We start from the raw sequence: 17222 nt of genomic DNA on the forward strand, positions 1-17222 counted from the left end.
AATCAATATAAAAGCTTTTAGAGATAGTTGATAGGAAATGTTTTCAACTATTTATAAAAGTTTTTTTTATATTTATAATAGGTTTAAAAAAGCATTACGTATATCTGATATCAAAAATGTATAAAATCTTAAAAATTCTCCCAATTTACGACACTTTAATGATATAGTAATATTAAAAGAAAATTGGATTGGGGAGCAAAAAGTATGATTGGTATTTATGATTACACAGTTATTTTAACTTATGGAAATGCAATGTTTTCTATTGTTGGGATGTATTTAGCCCTTACGCAGCATGTTGTAGAAGCAATTTTTTGTTTAGCACTTTCTGGTATCTGTGATATGTTCGACGGGTTTGTCGCAAACCTTAAAGAGCGCACAAAAAGTGAGCTGTGTTATGGGATTCAAATCGACTCATTAGCTGATTTGATTAGTTTTGGGGTTTTCCCAACAGTATTAGGGTATGCATCTGGACTTACACAAGGAATTTATTTGCCATTATTTGTATTTTATATCTTAGCAGCATTAATCCGTTTAGCGCATTATAATGTGACTGAAATGGAGAGGAAAGAGCATACAGAAGGTTGCCGTGAATATTATGAAGGATTGCCAGTAACTAGTAGTGCTGCATTGATTCCGCTGTTGTTTTTTATTGCAGGTCGTTTCCACATTGCAATTACTTTAGTCTATCCAGTAGCATTATTAATTATTGGATTTTTGTTTATTTCAAAGGTGAAGATCAAAAAAGTAGATCCTAGAAAATTAGCTGTTGGGGCATTTGTAGGAGCAGTGGTTGCTTTTTTTGTTCGCTAAATTTATTAAAGGGGTAAATACATGGAGAAGCGCTTTAAAACAAAGGCTGTCAGTGAAAACGATAGTTGGTTGTTACATTTTTTATATAAAAATCCAATTGGACGTTTTATTTTAAAAGGAATCATCCAACCGCCACTGACAAAAATTGTCGGTGTTTATTTAAATAGCTCGCTTTCCAAGAGCATGATCCAGCGTTTTATTAAGCAAAATAACCTTCAAATGGACGAATATGAATCTACGACGTACCAGTCATTCAATCATTTTTTTATTCGAGAAATCAAGCCCGAAGCGCGTGTATTATCAGAAGATCAAGTTTCTTTAGCAGCACCTTGTGATGGCAAAGTTACAGTATATCCAATCAGTGAAGCTCAAACATTTAAAGTGAAGCATTCAGAATATGATCTTGCTGAATTACTTGATAGCACGAGTCTTGCAAAAGAATGGCAAGCAGGCTGTGCTGTCATTTTTCGCTTGACTCCTGACGATTATCATCATTATTATTTTATCGATGAAGGAACAATTATCAAGCATCAAAAAATAGCTGGAATGTTTCACACCGTTCAGCCAGTTGCAATTCATAATGAGCCTGTTTTTTCTAGAAATGCAAGGGAAGTTACGGTGATAGAAACAGAAAATTTCGGGAAAGTTGCGCAAATTGAAGTAGGCGCTCTAATGGTAGGGAGAATCAAAAATCTGAAAAATTCAGGACGTTGTCAGCGCTTTGAAAAAAAAGGTTGGTTTGAATTTGGTGGCTCTACAGTGATTTTATTATTTCAGAAAAACCAAGTAAAGATTGATTCGGAAATTTGGATGAACACTGATAATAAATACGAAACGATTGTGAAATTTGGTCAAATGATTGGTGGGAAAATGGAGGGAAGAAATGAATAAGTTGGTAATTTTGATTATTGCCGTGTTATTTATTTTAGGCAATTTTTACATTTGTAGAAAGCTCCTATCCATATTGGAACAATTTTCTTTTTTTGAGCATCTGTGGATTTTATGGGTAATTATTAGTTTATTTGCGATCGCGTCTATGCTGACAATGTTATTATTTGATGCTAATGTAGGGGGATTGATTGGGAAAATCGGTAGTTATTGGTTATCATTTTGGTTTTTATCCCTGGTTATTTTTAGTTTGACTGATTTTATTTTAAAGATGACGGGGAAAATAACGACTGTTCAAACAAAAATAGAATTAGTGATTTGGCTGGGAGCAACTCTTTTAATTGTTGTTTTATTCTGTTATGGATCATGGCAAGCGCAGCAAATAAGAACAGTGAATTATCAAGTGACGCTAGACAATGCTACAAAGAATAAACACAAAAAGTTAAACGCTGTATTGATCAGCGATCTGCATCTAGGCTATGTGAATGATGTGAAGAAGCTGGAAAAAATCGTGAGTAAAATCAATCAACTACATCCAGATATTGTGTTTATTTCAGGTGATTTATTTGATGGGAATTACAAAGCTTTGCAAGATGTAAAGGGCATGGAAAAACAATTCAAACGACTTTCTTCTACGTATGGAACGTATATGTGCTGGGGCAATCATGACGCAGGTGAGACCTTTGATAAGATGAAGGCGCTTGTTGAAGCTTCGAATATCACGTTGCTGGAAGATGAAATGACCGTTGTTAGTGAAGAGTTTTTAGTTATCGGCAGAAAAGACAGCCGACCGATTGGTTCACAAGATGGCACAAGAAAAAACATGCAAGAGCAATTCAAGACAGTTGGTAAGCAACTCCCAAAAATCATTTTAGATCATCAACCATCAAATATTGACGAATACGAGGATTCAAATGAATTAATTCTTTCAGGACACACCCATCAAGGACAGATTTTTCCGTTTAATTTAATAACAAAAGCTTATTTCACTGTGGATTATGGCTATTATCGTAAAAATGAAAACAGTCCTCAAGTAATTGTTTCTTCTGGCGTGGGCATGTGGGGTCCACCGATGCGTATCGGTACTCAAAGTGAAATTGTTCAAATTGAGATCACAACAAAATAAGTATAACGAATAGAGGCTTAAATGAAACTCACTGAGTTGGATTTCGGCTTCTTTTATTTTATAGCTTTAAAAAAATGGAAAACGAACAAGTTTTCGTATGTTTTTACTGACCACTTCTGAATAAAATGATATGATTAAAGAAAAGAGTTAGGGCGAACGAATAGGAGGTTCTAATGAAAGTATTGCATACGGCAGATCTACATCTGGATCGGTCTTTTGAAGGTCTAAAAAATAGTCCAAAACAAGTTATTGAAAAATTACAGAGGGCTAATCACGAAGTAATAACCACAATTGTTGATATAGCAATAAAAAATCAGGTAGATGCAGTTATTTTTGCTGGAGACACCTTTCATCAAAATCGAACATCAATCCGAACACAAGCGTGTTTTATCGATGAAATGAAACGTTTAGACCAAGTAAACATCCCTGTGATTATGACTTTTGGTAATCATGATTATTATGTTGCTGAGCGTTATTGGTTTGATTTTCCGAAAAATATGTTCCTTTTTCAGAAAGAGCAAGTTGAGACGCATTATTTTATGACTAAGAATCAAGAAAAAGTGGCGATCTCTGCGTTTAGCTATGAACATCCTTGGATCAATGATGATAAGCTGTCAGATTTTCCTATAAAAGATTCGACAGTAGACTTGCATATTGGAATTTATCATGGCGATACGACGAATAGTGGTCATCAGAACTATGCGCCATTTTCATTTAGCGAGATGAAAACGAAAGGGTTTGATTATTGGGCTTTAGGACATATCCACCAACCTCAGGTAGTCAGTGCTGATCCGCTGATTGTATATCCAGGAACACCCCAGGGGCATACTAAAAAAGAACAGAAGGTTCAAGGTGTAGCGATTGTTTCAATAGAATCAGGACATGCAACTGTTCGATTTGAACAAGTAGCTCAAGTCACTTGGCAAGTGGAACAGTATTCATTAAATCAAGCGAGAGGTTTACAAGACTCACTGAGTATTCTTACTGAGCTTCTTTTAAAGGACAGTAGGGATCATAGACAAGTGGTTTTAAAGGGAATCCAGTTAATAGATACAGAACAACTTGGTGAAGAATTCCAGAGATCATATGAAAATGGAGAATTACTTCAATATTTACAAACGACTTTGTTGAGGCAAACAAATCAATCGCTATTTTTATTCCAAGTAGATGTAATGACGGATGACTTTGCTAAAAAAGTGATGATCAAGGCAGCTCCTGAGTTACTCAATCAATTAGAAAAAAACTATTTACAGCCGGATATATTCTCAAATACCTTGCAGGAACTTTTACAAAACCCACTGTTTTCTTCAGTTGTACAAATAAACGAAACGTGGCGTGAACGGAGTATTGAACACGCAGATCAAAAGATTAACACCGATTTTGTCATTCAGGAGGATCAGTCATGAAGCTCATTGCAATAGAACTTGTTGGATTTGGTAAATGGCAACAACATAAGATTGATTTTCTCTCAAAAAACCAATTAATATTTGGTGCAAACGAAGCTGGAAAGTCAACTATTTATCAATTTATTCAGGCAATGCTTTTTGGTTTTCCTACTAAAAGCAAACGAAAAAAAGATTACCAACCGAAAAATGGTGCAGCATACGGCGGAAGATTGTGGTTTTTGCATCCTATTTATGGAGAAGTACAAGTTGAACGTTTTAAAGGGCAAAATAAAGGACAGGCGAAAGTTTATTTCAATGACCAAATAGGCGATGAAGAAGTATTGGAGAAGATGATTCATCCGCTGACGAAAGAGCTGTTTCAGTCAGTATTTACCTTTCAACAGGAACAGCTTAGCCAATTAGAAAAACTAAATGAAGAAGAACTACAGACGTCATTACTTTCTTTAGGTTTATCTGGAAGCCAACAGTTGTTAGTAAGTAGGGAAGACTACTTTAAGCGCGCTCAGACAATCTATAAAGGTAAAGGTAGCCAACCACCATTAAATCAAAAGCTGAATGCTTACCAAAGTCTGCAACAACGTATTAATGAAAAAGAACAACAGGAACGACCTTTCCAACAATTAATTGCTGAACTGTCAAATACAGAGCAATTGATAGCAGAAAAACGTCAAACAGTGCAAAAAATCAAGAATCAACTAGTACTTGTAGAAAAGCAAGTGATGAATCTACCTTTATATGAAGAACTGCAATCTATCGAACAATCAAAAGAAACCGTGGTATTGGATCTTGAAGATCAAGAGGCTTTGCTTTCGATTTATCAGCAGTATCGTTTTTTGAATGAAGAATTGATTCGGTTGAATCAAAGTATTGCGACACAAAGTGAGACGGAAGATCAGACGGCTGACTATCAGTTTTACTTAGAAGAAGAAGAACATATTCAGCAACTACTCAATCAACGGTATGGCATCGACAAGTTGCTTTCTGAAATCAGTTGGATGATTCAATCGTTACAGAAAAATCGACAAGAAATGTTTTCTTTAGAAAAACAGTGGGGTTGGAGCTCCGAGACACCGCCTCACTTACCTTTTGAAGAGCAAGCGATCAACGAGCTGAGAGAAGAGATTGTTGCGCGTAAGGTCAAACGCCAAACGATCCAGACTGATTTACAATTGTTAGAAGAAGAAATTATGACACGCGAAGAAAATTTAAGTACTTTTGAAACAATCAACAAAGAAATGTTTCGGAAAAACGATAAACAACCAAAGAAAAAAGTTAATCCACTTTTTTTGGGATTTTCGGGGATCATCCTAGTACTGAGCTTCTTTTTACCAGTACCACTTCGATACGGAACATTTGTTTTGAGTGCGGGATTTTTAGTTGCGGGATTATCACCGCTTTTTTATCAACCAAAAGATACCTATGAAAATGAAAAACGCCAATGGCAGGAAAAGTTATCTCAATTAGATTATTTGAATGATCAGCTTGTAAAAATGAAAGCTGAAATCAAAAAAATCTATGAAGAAGAAAAAGAAATGTCTGAAAACATTGCTCAAAAAGTAAAAGAAAATCACTTAGGTCGCATGGATCAAGTCGAGTTTTGGCTGACTCATCGGACGGACCTTACCCGCTATTTGATTCTACTTAATACGAATCAAGAGCTTGAACATCAGTTGGAAAAAGATCAAAACCATGTAGCTAAATTAACTGAAGAAACCGAGTGTTATACAGCACGATTGCCAATTGTTGGGACGTCATTAGCAGAAAGAATACGTGTAATTAGCAGTTTTGCTGACGAAATGGAAAAAGTTCGCTTTGCCAAGGAATACCAAGCCGATGCTTACTCACGTCAAAAAATTCGTGAAGTCAAAGAGAAACAACAACAAGTGATCGATCAAGCTGAACCACTGTTACATCGTTTTCAGATAGCATCTATAATAGAGATTCCAGAAAAAATCCAATATTATCAAGAAGTTGCGACTAATCATAAACGAAAACAGGAATTACAAAACATGTTAGTAGGGGTATACGCTGAATCAAGTGACCCTGGACAATTATCATCCGAACAAAGAGAGCTTGAACAAACACTTAATGAAATTGAGGATAGTATCCAACAATTGCAGGAAAAAGAACAAAAAATACTTTATCAGCGCCAACAAATGCTGTCTGACCGTACATTAGATGAACTGTATCAAGAACAAGCTCAACTCAAAACGGAGATCGAAGAACTGGCATTAGATTGGTCTGCGTATCAATTAGCTGGTCAATTGTTAATGGACCTTTTAACAGAATTATCAGAAAAACAACTGCCTAACTTATTGAAAAAAGCAACAGACTATTTCAAGCTCTTGACCCAAAATACGTATCGGGGGATTCAATTGCATGAAGAACAATTGATCGTTATTCGTGAAGATCAGCAACGTTTTATGCTACATGACTTATCTACTGGTACAAGAGATCAAGTAATTATGGCCGTACGATTTGCGTTTCTTTATTTACAAGAGCAATGCAGTTTATGTCCAATCATTATAGACGATGGCTGGTTACATTATGATAGTCAAAGAAAAGAACAGTTAGCACAACTATTTGCAGTTTTTTCCGAACATCAGCAAGTCATTTGTTTTTCTTCTGATCAAGAAATGGTAAGCTATTATAAAGAGTTGAAACAGCCGATTATAGAATTAGAAGGAGTGTAAGTATGAAAAAAATCCGTGAATTAGTTGTAGATGAAACATTTGAACTATTTCTTTTGATAAAAAATGCCGATGTACGTATAGCTAAAAATGGTAAAAAATTTATTGCGTTTACTTTTCAAGATACATCGGGGACGATCGACGGAAAATATTGGGACGCTTCGGAGGAAGAAATCAGCCGCTTTACAGCTGGAAATGTTATTCTTTTAAATGGAAAAAGAGAAGTGTATCAAGGAAATCCTCAAGTGAAAATCATTCATATGCGTGTGGCACGTCCAGATGAGCCTAATCAACCAACCTTATATATGGAACGGGCGCCGTTGAAGCGAGAAGATATGGTTGAAGAAATTAATCAGATTGTTTTTGAAATCACAAATGCTCATTGGCAACGAATCGTTCGCTATTTACTAACACAATATCAAAAAGAATTTTTTGACTATCCAGCAGCTAAAAGAAATCATCATGCTTTTGCGAATGGCTTGGCATATCATACGGTTTCTATGTTACGTTTAGGCAAAGCCATCTGTAAGGAATACAATGAATTAAATGCTGCGTTACTCTATTCAGGAATCATTTTACATGATTTAGGGAAAGTCAAAGAACTATCAGGTGCTATGACCACTGAATATACACTTTCAGGGAATCTGATTGGTCACTTAGTTCTTGTGGATGAAGAAATTACAAAGGCATGTATTGCGTTGAAAATCGACGAGAATGATGAAGATGTCATTGTTTTACGCCATATGGTTCTAGCGCACCATGGTTTATTAGAATATGGATCACCTGTTAGGCCACGGATTATGGAAGCTGAAGTATTGCATCAAATTGATAATATCGATGCTTCAATCCAAATGATGTTAGGTTCAGTCCGTCAAACAGATCCAGGACAATACACTGATCGTATCTTTGGATTAGATAATCGTAGTTTTTATGTACCGAAAAATATTTAAGTGAACGAGGAAATAAAAATGAAGCAATCAGTGATAGAATTATGGACACAATTTAAGAATCAACATGGGATTACGCATGATGAATTTGAAGCTTGGTCTTTTGGGAATTCGCCAGAAATGGCAGAAGAGCTACTAGCCCATGTTCTCAAAGGAGAAAAGACTGGTACGTCTTCGCTACATCTTTTATATGAAAAAGATTTTGAAGCTGAGGAATTGCCAGAAGTCGGAAATTATAGTGTGCTTCTGGACGGTAAGGGTCAAGCACAAGCGATTATTTGTACAAAAGTAGTTGAGATTCTGCCGTATACCCGAATATCAGAAGTACATGCTTATCTTGAAGGAGAAGGTGATCGCACCTTGAGATACTGGCGTAGTGTTCACCAACCTTTTTTTGAGCAATCGTTAGAGAAGTATGAGCTACCTTTTTCTGAGGATATGTTGATTGTTTACGAATTATTTGAATTAGTTTTTCAAAAATAGAGGCTGAGACAAAAGCGTTTAGCTCCGAGAAATAAGCTGAAATTCACGAAAATTGCTTTTCAAATTTTTGTGAATTCCCTCTTATTTCTCGGAGCTGCTTTTTTCTCGCCGTTTATTCAGATTTAGAGCGCGAAACAAAACTGCTCTTTAGTTTTGTCCCACGCTCGTAATGATTATTTAGAAGACTCTTCGGTTTTACTTGATGATTCTTCTGTCTTGCTTGAAGAATCTTTAGATTTTTCAGAGTCTTTTGATTCAGATTTTTTTTCTTCTTTCTTAGAAGACTCGCTTGATTTAGCTGAATCTTTTGTTTCAACTAAGCCAGCTAATACTTGATCAAAGGATTTGTCTTTAATTTTAACATTTGCTTCTGTTAAAACTTCAGAAGTCACTTTTTGAGTGAATTCTTGATCATTTAATTTTGCTTCTTCAGCAATTTTCTTCAACTCTTTTTTGTAAGGAGCCATATCATTGCCTTTGTCTTTGTTTTTCAGCATTTTCACGATAGTGAATGTTGATTGGTAACCAGTAGAATCAGTTGCTTGAATTGGTTCAGAAACTTCGCCATCTTTTAATTTGAAAGCAGCATCTAATACTGCTGGTGCAATAGTTTGTGATTGAGAGTCAAATTTTACTTTGCCGCCATCGTTTTTAGTTGCTTCATCTGTTGATTTTTCTTTAGCGATTTTTGTAAAATCGCCGCCGTCATCCAATTGTTTTTTGATTTCTTTTGCTTCGTCTTCATTAGCAACTTGAATAATTTGTGCTTCTACTTCTGGATGGAACGATTCCCAAGTAGTTTTCAAATCTTTGTCAGTAATTTTGATGTGATCTTTAAGTCCAGCTTTATAAGCTTGTTGTTGTTTGACAATCTCTTTATAGCTTTTTTCTGTATAACCATATTGTTTTAATTGCTCTGCAAAGTTTCCACCTTGCTCTTCAATACCTTTCTTAGTTTTATCAAATTCAGCTTGAACCTCTTTTTCAGAAACATCTTTACCATATTTTTGGTCGAATACTTTGTAGATGATCATTTGTCTAACTGTTTGTTGGCTTTCTTGACTTGCTTTCGTTTGGTTGTAAAGATCGTCAACCGTGATGGTTCCACCTTTCATTGTTGCGATGTCTTGTGAACCACCTGAACAAGCAACTAAGGCAAAAATACTGAATAGACCTGCTGTAGCTAAGATTAATTTTTTCTTCATTTTCGTAAGCACTCCTAAGGATTATTTTATTTTTTTATTATGTAGAAATTAATTCTCACGGTTATAACTATACCACACTATGATTCATAAAAGAAATATGTATTTAATACTTTCGAAAATTTTTCTTATTTAAGACATATTTTCCTCTATAAAAAAGGATGATTTTCAAAATATTATTCAAAATGATAATTGATATAGACTAAATAACTATTTTAGTTAAATGAAGAAAAAAGCAATTCATTTAAATAAAAGCAAAAAACGAGGATAAATTGTAGGAAAAATTTATCCTCGACAATTATTAGTTTTCTGGAGGTATCTCAGGTAATTCTGCTTGGATTATTTCTATCTGTTCTTGAATTTGATTTACTCTTGGTTCTGCTTGAAACATAAAGTTTTCAATGTCTTGATTGATACCGTCAACAAAAGGCTCGATATACATATCAGCAGCTGCTTGCAATGCTTGTGCTGATTCTTTAAATTGATCCAGTTTTTCGGTAAAATCTTCTTTTAAATCTGACCAATCTTCTAATTCATCGACAAATTTTTGACGAGTGGCTTTCCCACTTCTTGGCGCAAAAAGTAAGCCGCTGGCAGCTCCAACGAATGCACCGAATAATATTCCTTTAGAAAATTTTCCCATTATTGTTTCACCTGCTCCATGATTTTTTTCGCTATTTCCTGCATTTCTTCAGAAGAATAGATTCCCTGATTATTTCCAAAATGAATGGAGAAATCGTCTGTCTTTCCATAGCGTGGTATTAAATGGATATGAGAGTGGAAAACAGATTGATAAGCGAGTTCTCTATTATTATTGATAATATTTAATCCGTCTATTTCTGGAAAAGCTTTCTCCAACGCTCTGGCTACTTTAGGAACACGAGCGAAGACTTCACCTGCAAGTGTAGGATCATACTCAAAAATATCTGTTACATGTTCTTTAGGAATAAGGAGTGTATGGCCTTTGGTTACTTGAGTAATGTCTAAAAAGGCATAAATCTTGTCGTCTTCATAAACTTTATAACTTGGAATTTCTTGATCGATGATCTTACAAAAAATACAATCTGTCATGGTTTCCCTTCTTTCTTTTTTACTATTTCTTTTACTTTACCATACCTTGAAATTTATTTGGGAAGAAAAGTTCATGAAACCTTCAAAAAGTTCGTGGTATAATAGATTCACTATAAAAAAGTTGGAGGTACATGGATGAGTTTAGTAATTGAACATTTAACAGGGGGCTACGGTCATATACCTGTATTAAAAGATATTAATTTTGAAGTTAAATCTGGTGAGATGGTTGGTTTGATCGGCCTAAACGGTGCGGGTAAGAGTACAACAATCAAAAACGTGATCGGATTATTAACGCCGCAAAAAGGAAAAATCTCTATTGATGGTGAGACGTTAAAGCAACAACCGGAAAGTTACCGAAAGAAAATCGGTTATATTCCTGAAACGCCTTCTTTATATGAAGAGTTAACCTTGCGAGAGCATATTGAAATTACTGCGATGGCCTATGATATCCCGATTGAAGAAGCTTTTAAGCGTGCGGATGCGTTATTAAAAACATTCCGTTTAGAAAATAAATTGGACTGGTTTCCTGCTAATTTTTCAAAAGGAATGAAACAAAAGGTCATGGTTTTATGCGCCTTTTTGATCGAACCAAGTTTATATATCATTGATGAACCCTTTTTGGGTCTAGATCCTTTAGCCATTCATGCATTGTTAGAATTAATGGATGAAATGCGTAATCAAGGAGCGGCAATCTTGATGTCGACACATATTTTAGCTACAGCTGAACGTTATTGTGATCGTTTTGTCGTCTTGCATGATGGGGAAGTGCGAGCGCTGGGCTCGATGGAGGAACTACGGAAAGAGTTTGATTTGCCAGGTTCTTCGCTGGATGATATTTATATCGCACTAACAAAAGAAGAAAAGGTGGGTTAATATGTCTGGATTTTTTGGCATTCGTTTAGCACGCCATTTGAAAAAAATGATGAAATATATGCGTTATGTGTTTAATGACCATTTTATTTTGGTTTGTGTCTTTTTGTTAGGCGGATTGGGTTTTTATTATTCTCAAGTGTTAAAAACATTACCAGCAAATTTTGTTTGGGGGAGACCGATCATTATAATTCTGTGGCTCGCTTTGTTACAAATTGGCCGTATTGCTACATTGGCACAAGAGGCGGATAAAGTCTTTATTTTACCGAAAGAATCTGTTATGGATAGTTATTTAAATCGCGCCATTCGCTACTCTTTTTGGTTGCCACTAGTAGCCTTATTCTTGATGGGTGGTATGTCGATGCCGTTAGTAGTCGTTTCGACAGGATGGGCCTTTTCAACATTTTTCTATTTTATTGTGATGTTAGGAATTTTGAAAGTCAGTCATTTACGGGTACAAAAATATGAGTTATATCAAATTTCTTCAAAAGAGTACTATATTTGGTTTACATTGTGGTTTGTTACCAGTTTTGTAGCAATCGTTCTTAGTTTATATGTTGCGCCTGTGGTAGGTCCTCTTATCGCCGTGGTACAAGCTGTACTCTTTTATGTAGTTTTGACTAAAAAGGAACAAACTGTATCGTTAGACTGGGAATTAATGGTTCAAAAAGAAAAAAGTCGGATGCATCGAATTTATCAATTTATCCACTTATTTACAGATGTACCGGAAATTTCTAGCAGTGTGAGACGTCGGAAATTCCTTGATCCACTGTTGGGCAAGATCAAAAAAACAAGCCAAAATACTTACTTATATCTATATGCCCGTAGTTTTTTAAGAGGTTCTGAGTATAGTGGTTTATTCATTCGTTTGGTATTAGTTGCTGGAGTGATTTTATTTTTCCTAAAAGAATTTTGGATCTCGATGGGGGTATCTGTTTTGTTTGTTTATTTGATCGGATTTCAGTTGATTCCGATTTATACGCAGTTTGACTATATGGTGATGACACATCTTTATCCTGTGCCAAACGGACAAAAGAAACAGGCTGTGAGTAAGCTTGTCACGGTGTTATTATTTGTGGCGGCAGTTCTATTTAGTGTTTTTGTGTTGATTGCGTTACCTAATGTTAAAGAAGGTCTAATGGTTGTGGCAGCATTGATCGTAGAAGTTTTGTTATTTGCTAAGTTTTATGTTCCGTATCGTTTGAAGAAAATGGAGGCGTAATAATGCATATTTTATGGAATGATCAAATTGTTGAACGTGAAGACGTGAAAATTGATATTGAAGATCGCGGCTATCAATATGGTGATGGTCTGTATGAAGTCGTTCGAGTGTATAACGGTCACCTGTATATGGTGGAAGAACATTTAAATCGTTTATGGAGCGGTGCTGAAAAAATTAGAATGCACTTGCCTTTTACCAAAGAAGCGTTGACAGCTAATTTGAAAAAATTAGTTGAAATTGAAGGAATCAAAGAAGGCAAACTTTATTTTCAAGTAACAAGAGGAATCGATTCACCAAGAAATCATGCATTGCCAGATCCGAAAAAAGTCAAAGGAGTCTTAACAGCTAATATTAGACCGTATGAGCGTCCAGTGAAGAAAATGGAAGAAGGGATTACGGTTGCTGTAGTTCCTGATACACGTTGGCTGCATTGCGATATCAAGTCACTGAGTTTAATGGGCAATGTGTTGTCATTGGATGAGGCTCGTCGTCAAGGGTTTGATGATGCAGTACTTGTTCGTGATGATAAGGTGACGGAAGCATCAGCTGCGAATTTCTGGGTAGTTAAAGATGGCATTGTTTATACGCATCCAGATGGCAACTTGATTTTACCGGGCATTACTAAAATGAAAATTATCGAGTTAGCAAGAGAACTAGGTATTCCAGTGAAGGAAGAAGCCGTTTACGAAGAAGAATTGTTTACCGCAGATGAATGTTTTGTTTCTGGATCACTAACTGAAATCGTACCCGTTGTAAAAGTAAATGATCATGTCATAGGAACAGGAAAACCAGGGGGAATTACTGAACAGTTGCTAAATGCTTATATTGCCAGTGTTGATACAGTATGCGGAACATCAGAAAACTAGTTTGAATATTAAAAGAACAAGAGAGATGCTTGACGTTGAACGCTATGGAAGCTAAAATGATACTTACTGTAATTAATTATTAGAAGTTGTTAGGATAGGAGATAATTTCCATGGCATTTCAGTTGGATAAGGAATGGCGCTTGCAGCCAATAAAAGGCGCAACTGGCCAAACTTTCATGGGTATACGTGCGACTGAAAGAGTATTTATTAAACGAAATACTTCTCCTCTTTTGGCTGCACTGTCTAAAGAAGGAATTGCCCCTAAGCTGGTTTGGACGAAACGAACAGTGACAGGCGATATTTTAACGGCACAAGAATGGCTTGACGGTCGAGTACTCAAAGCCCAAGAAATCGGTCAAAGAAATGATGTTGTGGATGTCCTTTATCATTTGCACCATTCACATATGCTAAAAAGCATGCTGGGAAAAATCGGCGGTCAGATTCAAACACCTGCGATGATGCTTCAAGGGTATGGTGAGAAATTGCCTAAAGAACTTCAAAATAATTCATATCTTGCTAGGGTGTATCGCTATCTACAAGAAAATATACCAAATTATTCTATTCATAATTATATGGTCGTTCATGGTGATGTGAATCATCGTAATTGGATCGTATCGAATAATTATCTCTATTTAGTTGACTGGGATTCGGTGATGATTGCCGATCCAGCTTTAGATTTGGGGATGTTGCTCGGTCATTATGTTCCTCAGACAAGCTGGAACAAATGGCTGTTAGCTTACGGTATGCGGCCAAGTGAAGAAGCATTGACGCGAATCAAGTGGTATGCGTTATTCAATTTTCTTCAAGAAATTCTCCGACACTATCAATCAGGAGAAAGAAGAGAAATGAATGCTGAGATTTTGAAATTGAAGCAAGCTTTTGGGTATTAAAGAGGTTGAGTATTTATCTCTTACCGCTTACTTAAATAATAGAGGGCAGCACAAAACGGTGATCGTTTTGTCCTACCCTCTTAAAATTTGTTATAAAGAAAGGAAACATAGAACATGCGAATGAGAAAAAGACCAGGAGCAGCTGAACTTTTGGCTAGTCATCCTGAATTAGTCGTTGATGAACCTGCCAAGTGGCAAGGTCGCTGGGCTGAACGTTTTGGGAATGATCACCCTATTCATATCGAAATCGGCTCTGGTAAGGGCCAATTTGTAGTAGGAATGGCGAAAGCTAATCCAGAAATTAATTATATTGGGATTGACATGCAGCTAAGTGTTCTTTCGATTGCATTAGAAAAAGCATTGGAAGAAGAGCTGCCTAATTTACAATTACTTCATGTCAACGGAGAGGAATTGACGCAATATTTTGCAGAAAATGAAGTGGATCAAATCTACTTGAACTTTTCGGATCCATGGCCGAAAACACGACATGAGAAACGTCGTTTGACATTTAAAACATTTTTAGCAACAGATGAAACAATTCTAAAACCAAATGGCGAAATTCATTTTAAAACAGATAATCGCGGCTTATTTGAATATTCATTAAGTAGTTTTTCAAAATATGGCATGATTCTAGAACAAGTCTGGTTGGATTTACATGCGAGTGATTATGAAGGCAATGTTATGACTGAATACGAAGAAAAATTTTCCGCTAAAGGTCAGCCTATTTACCGTGTTGAAGCAAGGTTTCAAGCTGATAATAAAAAGATCTAAAAAAACAGGGTTTGACAACGTTTTCACGTTGTGGTATATTTTAATCATAAAACACAGGGTGTAACTATTAAATTAGGCACGACCTAAGAAAAGTTTTCTTTTCTTAGGTCGTTTTTGCGTAAAAAAGTTTCTCAATTTGGCTAGTATCTGAGGCCAATGTGCTGATAGTCTTACGAAAGGAAGTGATAAAATACAGATAAGAAATCAGCACTAAAAACTCGCGTAGCCTTTCTGGAGAAGGGGTTGTCAATGAAAATGCATATAATTAAAAAGATCAATCACAATGTTGTTTTAGTGGATGATAATGGGGTAGAAAAAATTGCTATGGGCAAAGGAATCGGCTTTTCAGCTGTCATCAATGAAAGGTTTGACAGTACAACTGCAGATAAAATCTTTGTTTTGGATTCTAAAGAAAAAACGAAAATGTTTAGTGAAATGGCGGCACAAATCCCGCTTGAATTTATCGAATTTTCAGAAGAAATTATTCATTTTATTCAGTCAGAGATCAAGACTACTTTAGATTCCAATATTTATATAGCTTTGACTGATCATATCTATTTTGCGATTCAACGAAGGAAAGAAGACAGTCAAGTTACGGCAATCATGTTACCGGAAATGAAATTATTGTATCCAGATGAATACAAGACAGCTATTAAGGTCGTTCAATTGATCAATCAACGCTATAACACAGAATTAGGTGCTAACGAAGTAGGGTTTATCACCATGCATATTATTAATGCAGAATTAGGAGAAAGAAACAGTTTAAATAGTTTAAAAATTTTAGAAATGACAACAGAAATTTTACAGCTATTAGAAAAAGAATATTTTGGAAAATTAAATCAGGATTCTCTGATGTATCATCGCTTGATGATTCATGTGAAATTTTTAGTGAAACGCTTGATCTATCAAGAAAAGATATCTGAAGAAGATTTTTCTTTTTTCAACGAGTCTTTTCAAGAGAGTGCTCCTTATAATATGGCAAAAGTCATAACAACTAGCATTGAAGAGAAATATGGGATCATCATTCAAGAAAATGAAACAGTGTATCTCGCAGTCCATTTAGCAAGAATTAAATAAAATAGTATTTAGGGTGTAACTATTCGGTAGGCGTAACCTAATAAAAAATCTTCTAGTTTGATGCGGAGGATATTTTGTTAGAGTACGTCTTTTTGTTATCAATCAAATAGAAATGAGGAAGAAAATGGGAAAAGTAATTATTAATTCAGATGATTTTGGTTATAGTCGTGGTGTTAATTATGGCATTATCGACGCTTATCAAGAAGGTATTTTGACATCTACTACAATAATGCCAAATATGCCAGGATTTAGGCATGCTGTAGAGCTAAAAAAAGAATTGCCGCAGTTAGGTGTAGGGGTTCATTTGACATTAACTTGTGGGAAACCGCTTTTAAGTAATTTGGAGACATTAATTAATATAGATGGAACATTTAAAAAATTGGCATTTTACGAGCAATCATTTCAGATTGATCCAGATGAATTGTATCTGGAATGGAATGCTCAGATACAAAAAGTATTTCGGGCTGGAATTACACCAACCCATTTAGATAGTCACCATCATACACATACATTTGGGCATAATCAGGAAGTGGTCGTTGCTTTGGCAAAAAAATACGATTTGCCTGTTCGCGGAAATTTCGAGCATAAAGAAGAGGTGCGACATGTAGTAAATTTTGAACGTTTTTTTGATGATGTAGGTGTTGATAATCCAAAAGATCGTCAAATCAATCAAACGCTAGAAGAATATTTAACTGAGTTACTAGGACGTCTACGAACAAATGAAACAACGGAAATCATGTGTCATACAGCTTATATTGATCAAACCTTGTATCAAGGCTCCAGTTTTGTTTTTCCAAGAATTAATCAGGTTGAATTTTTGATTCATTCAGATTTTGCGAAAATAGTAAAACAGGATGCACAAATAGAATTGGTGAATTACGGTGAGATTTAGCTTATTTTGAG

At 35.6% G+C, this 17222-nt stretch carries 17 protein-coding genes; 14 read left to right on the forward strand and 3 right to left on the reverse strand.

Annotation, left to right across the window (positions count from 1 at the left end):
- Window positions 1-204: 204 nt before the first annotated feature.
- From AC4BBR_RS01355 to AC4BBR_RS01385, 7 genes are all read left to right on the forward strand, one after another.
- On the forward strand, window positions 205-810 hold the full coding sequence (locus AC4BBR_RS01355; protein WP_490460821.1) for a CDP-alcohol phosphatidyltransferase family protein: 606 nt from the start codon (window positions 205-207) through the stop codon (window positions 808-810).
- Window positions 811-831: 21 nt separating this feature from the next.
- Window positions 832-1701, forward strand: coding sequence for a phosphatidylserine decarboxylase (locus AC4BBR_RS01360; RefSeq protein WP_490460822.1), 870 nt, complete (start codon window positions 832-834; stop codon window positions 1699-1701).
- Window positions 1694-2824, forward strand: a complete 1131-nt coding sequence (locus tag AC4BBR_RS01365) for a metallophosphoesterase (RefSeq protein WP_490460823.1) — start codon at window positions 1694-1696, stop codon at window positions 2822-2824. Before AC4BBR_RS01360 ends, AC4BBR_RS01365 begins: the two co-directional genes overlap by 8 nt.
- A gap of 173 nt (window positions 2825-2997) precedes the next feature.
- A complete protein-coding gene (locus AC4BBR_RS01370; RefSeq protein WP_490460824.1) occupies window positions 2998-4230 on the forward strand; it encodes a metallophosphoesterase family protein in 1233 nt (410 codons plus the stop codon).
- The gene (locus tag AC4BBR_RS01375; protein WP_490460825.1) at window positions 4227-6923 is read left to right on the forward strand and encodes an ATP-binding protein; all 2697 of its coding nucleotides are present in this window, start codon (window positions 4227-4229) and stop codon (window positions 6921-6923) included. The genes AC4BBR_RS01370 and AC4BBR_RS01375 overlap by 4 nt, the downstream gene beginning before the upstream one ends.
- Window positions 6924-6925: 2 nt before the next feature.
- On the forward strand, window positions 6926-7870 hold the full coding sequence (locus AC4BBR_RS01380; RefSeq protein ID WP_490460826.1) for a 3'-5' exoribonuclease YhaM family protein: 945 nt from the start codon (window positions 6926-6928) through the stop codon (window positions 7868-7870).
- A gap of 18 nt (window positions 7871-7888) precedes the next feature.
- Window positions 7889-8350, forward strand: coding sequence for an ASCH domain-containing protein (locus tag AC4BBR_RS01385; protein WP_490460827.1), 462 nt, complete (start codon window positions 7889-7891; stop codon window positions 8348-8350).
- Between the two features lie 173 nt (window positions 8351-8523).
- Here AC4BBR_RS01385 and AC4BBR_RS01390 read toward each other — a convergent pair whose 3' ends face one another.
- From AC4BBR_RS01390 to AC4BBR_RS01400, 3 genes are all read right to left on the reverse strand, one after another.
- The gene (locus tag AC4BBR_RS01390; protein WP_490460828.1) at window positions 8524-9555 is read right to left on the reverse strand and encodes a peptidylprolyl isomerase; all 1032 of its coding nucleotides are present in this window, start codon (window positions 9553-9555) and stop codon (window positions 8524-8526) included.
- Between the two features lie 298 nt (window positions 9556-9853).
- Window positions 9854-10195, reverse strand: coding sequence for a YtxH domain-containing protein (locus AC4BBR_RS01395; protein WP_490460829.1), 342 nt, complete (start codon window positions 10193-10195; stop codon window positions 9854-9856).
- Window positions 10195-10623, reverse strand: a complete 429-nt coding sequence (locus tag AC4BBR_RS01400) for an HIT family protein (protein WP_490460830.1) — start codon at window positions 10621-10623, stop codon at window positions 10195-10197. The genes AC4BBR_RS01395 and AC4BBR_RS01400 overlap by 1 nt, the downstream gene beginning before the upstream one ends.
- Window positions 10624-10758: 135 nt before the next feature.
- Here AC4BBR_RS01400 and AC4BBR_RS01405 point away from each other — a divergent pair, with 135 nt between their 5' ends.
- From AC4BBR_RS01405 to chbG, 7 genes are all read left to right on the forward strand, one after another.
- Window positions 10759-11496: an ABC transporter ATP-binding protein gene (locus AC4BBR_RS01405; RefSeq protein ID WP_490460831.1), complete on the forward strand. Its 738-nt coding sequence runs from the start codon at window positions 10759-10761 to the stop codon at window positions 11494-11496.
- A gap of 1 nt (window position 11497) precedes the next feature.
- Entirely contained in the window at window positions 11498-12715 is a 1218-nt protein-coding gene (locus AC4BBR_RS01410) for an ABC transporter permease (RefSeq protein ID WP_490460832.1), read from the forward strand.
- Between the two features lie 2 nt (window positions 12716-12717).
- Window positions 12718-13581, forward strand: a complete 864-nt coding sequence (dat, locus tag AC4BBR_RS01415) for a D-amino-acid transaminase (RefSeq protein ID WP_490460833.1) — start codon at window positions 12718-12720, stop codon at window positions 13579-13581.
- Between the two features lie 110 nt (window positions 13582-13691).
- Entirely contained in the window at window positions 13692-14471 is a 780-nt protein-coding gene (locus AC4BBR_RS01420) for a phosphotransferase family protein (RefSeq protein WP_490460834.1), read from the forward strand.
- A 114-nt stretch (window positions 14472-14585) separates the two neighbouring features.
- Window positions 14586-15242, forward strand: coding sequence for a tRNA (guanosine(46)-N7)-methyltransferase TrmB (gene trmB / locus AC4BBR_RS01425; RefSeq protein WP_490460835.1), 657 nt, complete (start codon window positions 14586-14588; stop codon window positions 15240-15242).
- A 249-nt stretch (window positions 15243-15491) separates the two neighbouring features.
- On the forward strand, window positions 15492-16319 hold the full coding sequence (locus AC4BBR_RS01430; RefSeq protein WP_490460836.1) for a PRD domain-containing protein: 828 nt from the start codon (window positions 15492-15494) through the stop codon (window positions 16317-16319).
- 124 nt (window positions 16320-16443) lie between these two features.
- The gene (gene chbG / locus AC4BBR_RS01435; protein WP_490460837.1) at window positions 16444-17211 is read left to right on the forward strand and encodes a chitin disaccharide deacetylase; all 768 of its coding nucleotides are present in this window, start codon (window positions 16444-16446) and stop codon (window positions 17209-17211) included.
- Window positions 17212-17222 lie beyond the last annotated feature (11 nt).

The sequence above is a fragment of the Enterococcus sp. AMC1251 genome (genome assembly GCF_058216535.1).

What these genes read in the sequence shown, in the direction of transcription:
- AC4BBR_RS01385 (WP_490460827.1), top strand. Translation starts at nt 7,889, where the DNA reads ATGAAGCAATCAGTGATAGAATTATGGACACAATTTAAGAATCAACAT.
- AC4BBR_RS01355 (WP_490460821.1), top strand. Translation starts at nt 205, where the DNA reads ATGATTGGTATTTATGATTACACAGTTATTTTAACTTATGGAAATGCA.
- AC4BBR_RS01395 (WP_490460829.1), bottom strand. Translation starts at nt 10,195, where the DNA reads ATGGGAAAATTTTCTAAAGGAATATTATTCGGTGCATTCGTTGGAGCT.
- AC4BBR_RS01405 (WP_490460831.1), top strand. Translation starts at nt 10,759, where the DNA reads ATGAGTTTAGTAATTGAACATTTAACAGGGGGCTACGGTCATATACCT.
- AC4BBR_RS01430 (WP_490460836.1), top strand. Translation starts at nt 15,492, where the DNA reads ATGAAAATGCATATAATTAAAAAGATCAATCACAATGTTGTTTTAGTG.
- AC4BBR_RS01375 (WP_490460825.1), top strand. Translation starts at nt 4,227, where the DNA reads ATGAAGCTCATTGCAATAGAACTTGTTGGATTTGGTAAATGGCAACAA.
- chbG (WP_490460837.1), top strand. Translation starts at nt 16,444, where the DNA reads ATGGGAAAAGTAATTATTAATTCAGATGATTTTGGTTATAGTCGTGGT.
- AC4BBR_RS01390 (WP_490460828.1), bottom strand. Translation starts at nt 9,555, where the DNA reads ATGAAGAAAAAATTAATCTTAGCTACAGCAGGTCTATTCAGTATTTTT.
- AC4BBR_RS01365 (WP_490460823.1), top strand. Translation starts at nt 1,694, where the DNA reads ATGAATAAGTTGGTAATTTTGATTATTGCCGTGTTATTTATTTTAGGC.
- AC4BBR_RS01400 (WP_490460830.1), bottom strand. Translation starts at nt 10,623, where the DNA reads ATGACAGATTGTATTTTTTGTAAGATCATCGATCAAGAAATTCCAAGT.
- trmB (WP_490460835.1), top strand. Translation starts at nt 14,586, where the DNA reads ATGCGAATGAGAAAAAGACCAGGAGCAGCTGAACTTTTGGCTAGTCAT.
- AC4BBR_RS01380 (WP_490460826.1), top strand. Translation starts at nt 6,926, where the DNA reads ATGAAAAAAATCCGTGAATTAGTTGTAGATGAAACATTTGAACTATTT.
- AC4BBR_RS01410 (WP_490460832.1), top strand. Translation starts at nt 11,498, where the DNA reads ATGTCTGGATTTTTTGGCATTCGTTTAGCACGCCATTTGAAAAAAATG.
- AC4BBR_RS01420 (WP_490460834.1), top strand. Translation starts at nt 13,692, where the DNA reads ATGGCATTTCAGTTGGATAAGGAATGGCGCTTGCAGCCAATAAAAGGC.
- AC4BBR_RS01360 (WP_490460822.1), top strand. Translation starts at nt 832, where the DNA reads ATGGAGAAGCGCTTTAAAACAAAGGCTGTCAGTGAAAACGATAGTTGG.
- dat (WP_490460833.1), top strand. Translation starts at nt 12,718, where the DNA reads ATGCATATTTTATGGAATGATCAAATTGTTGAACGTGAAGACGTGAAA.
- AC4BBR_RS01370 (WP_490460824.1), top strand. Translation starts at nt 2,998, where the DNA reads ATGAAAGTATTGCATACGGCAGATCTACATCTGGATCGGTCTTTTGAA.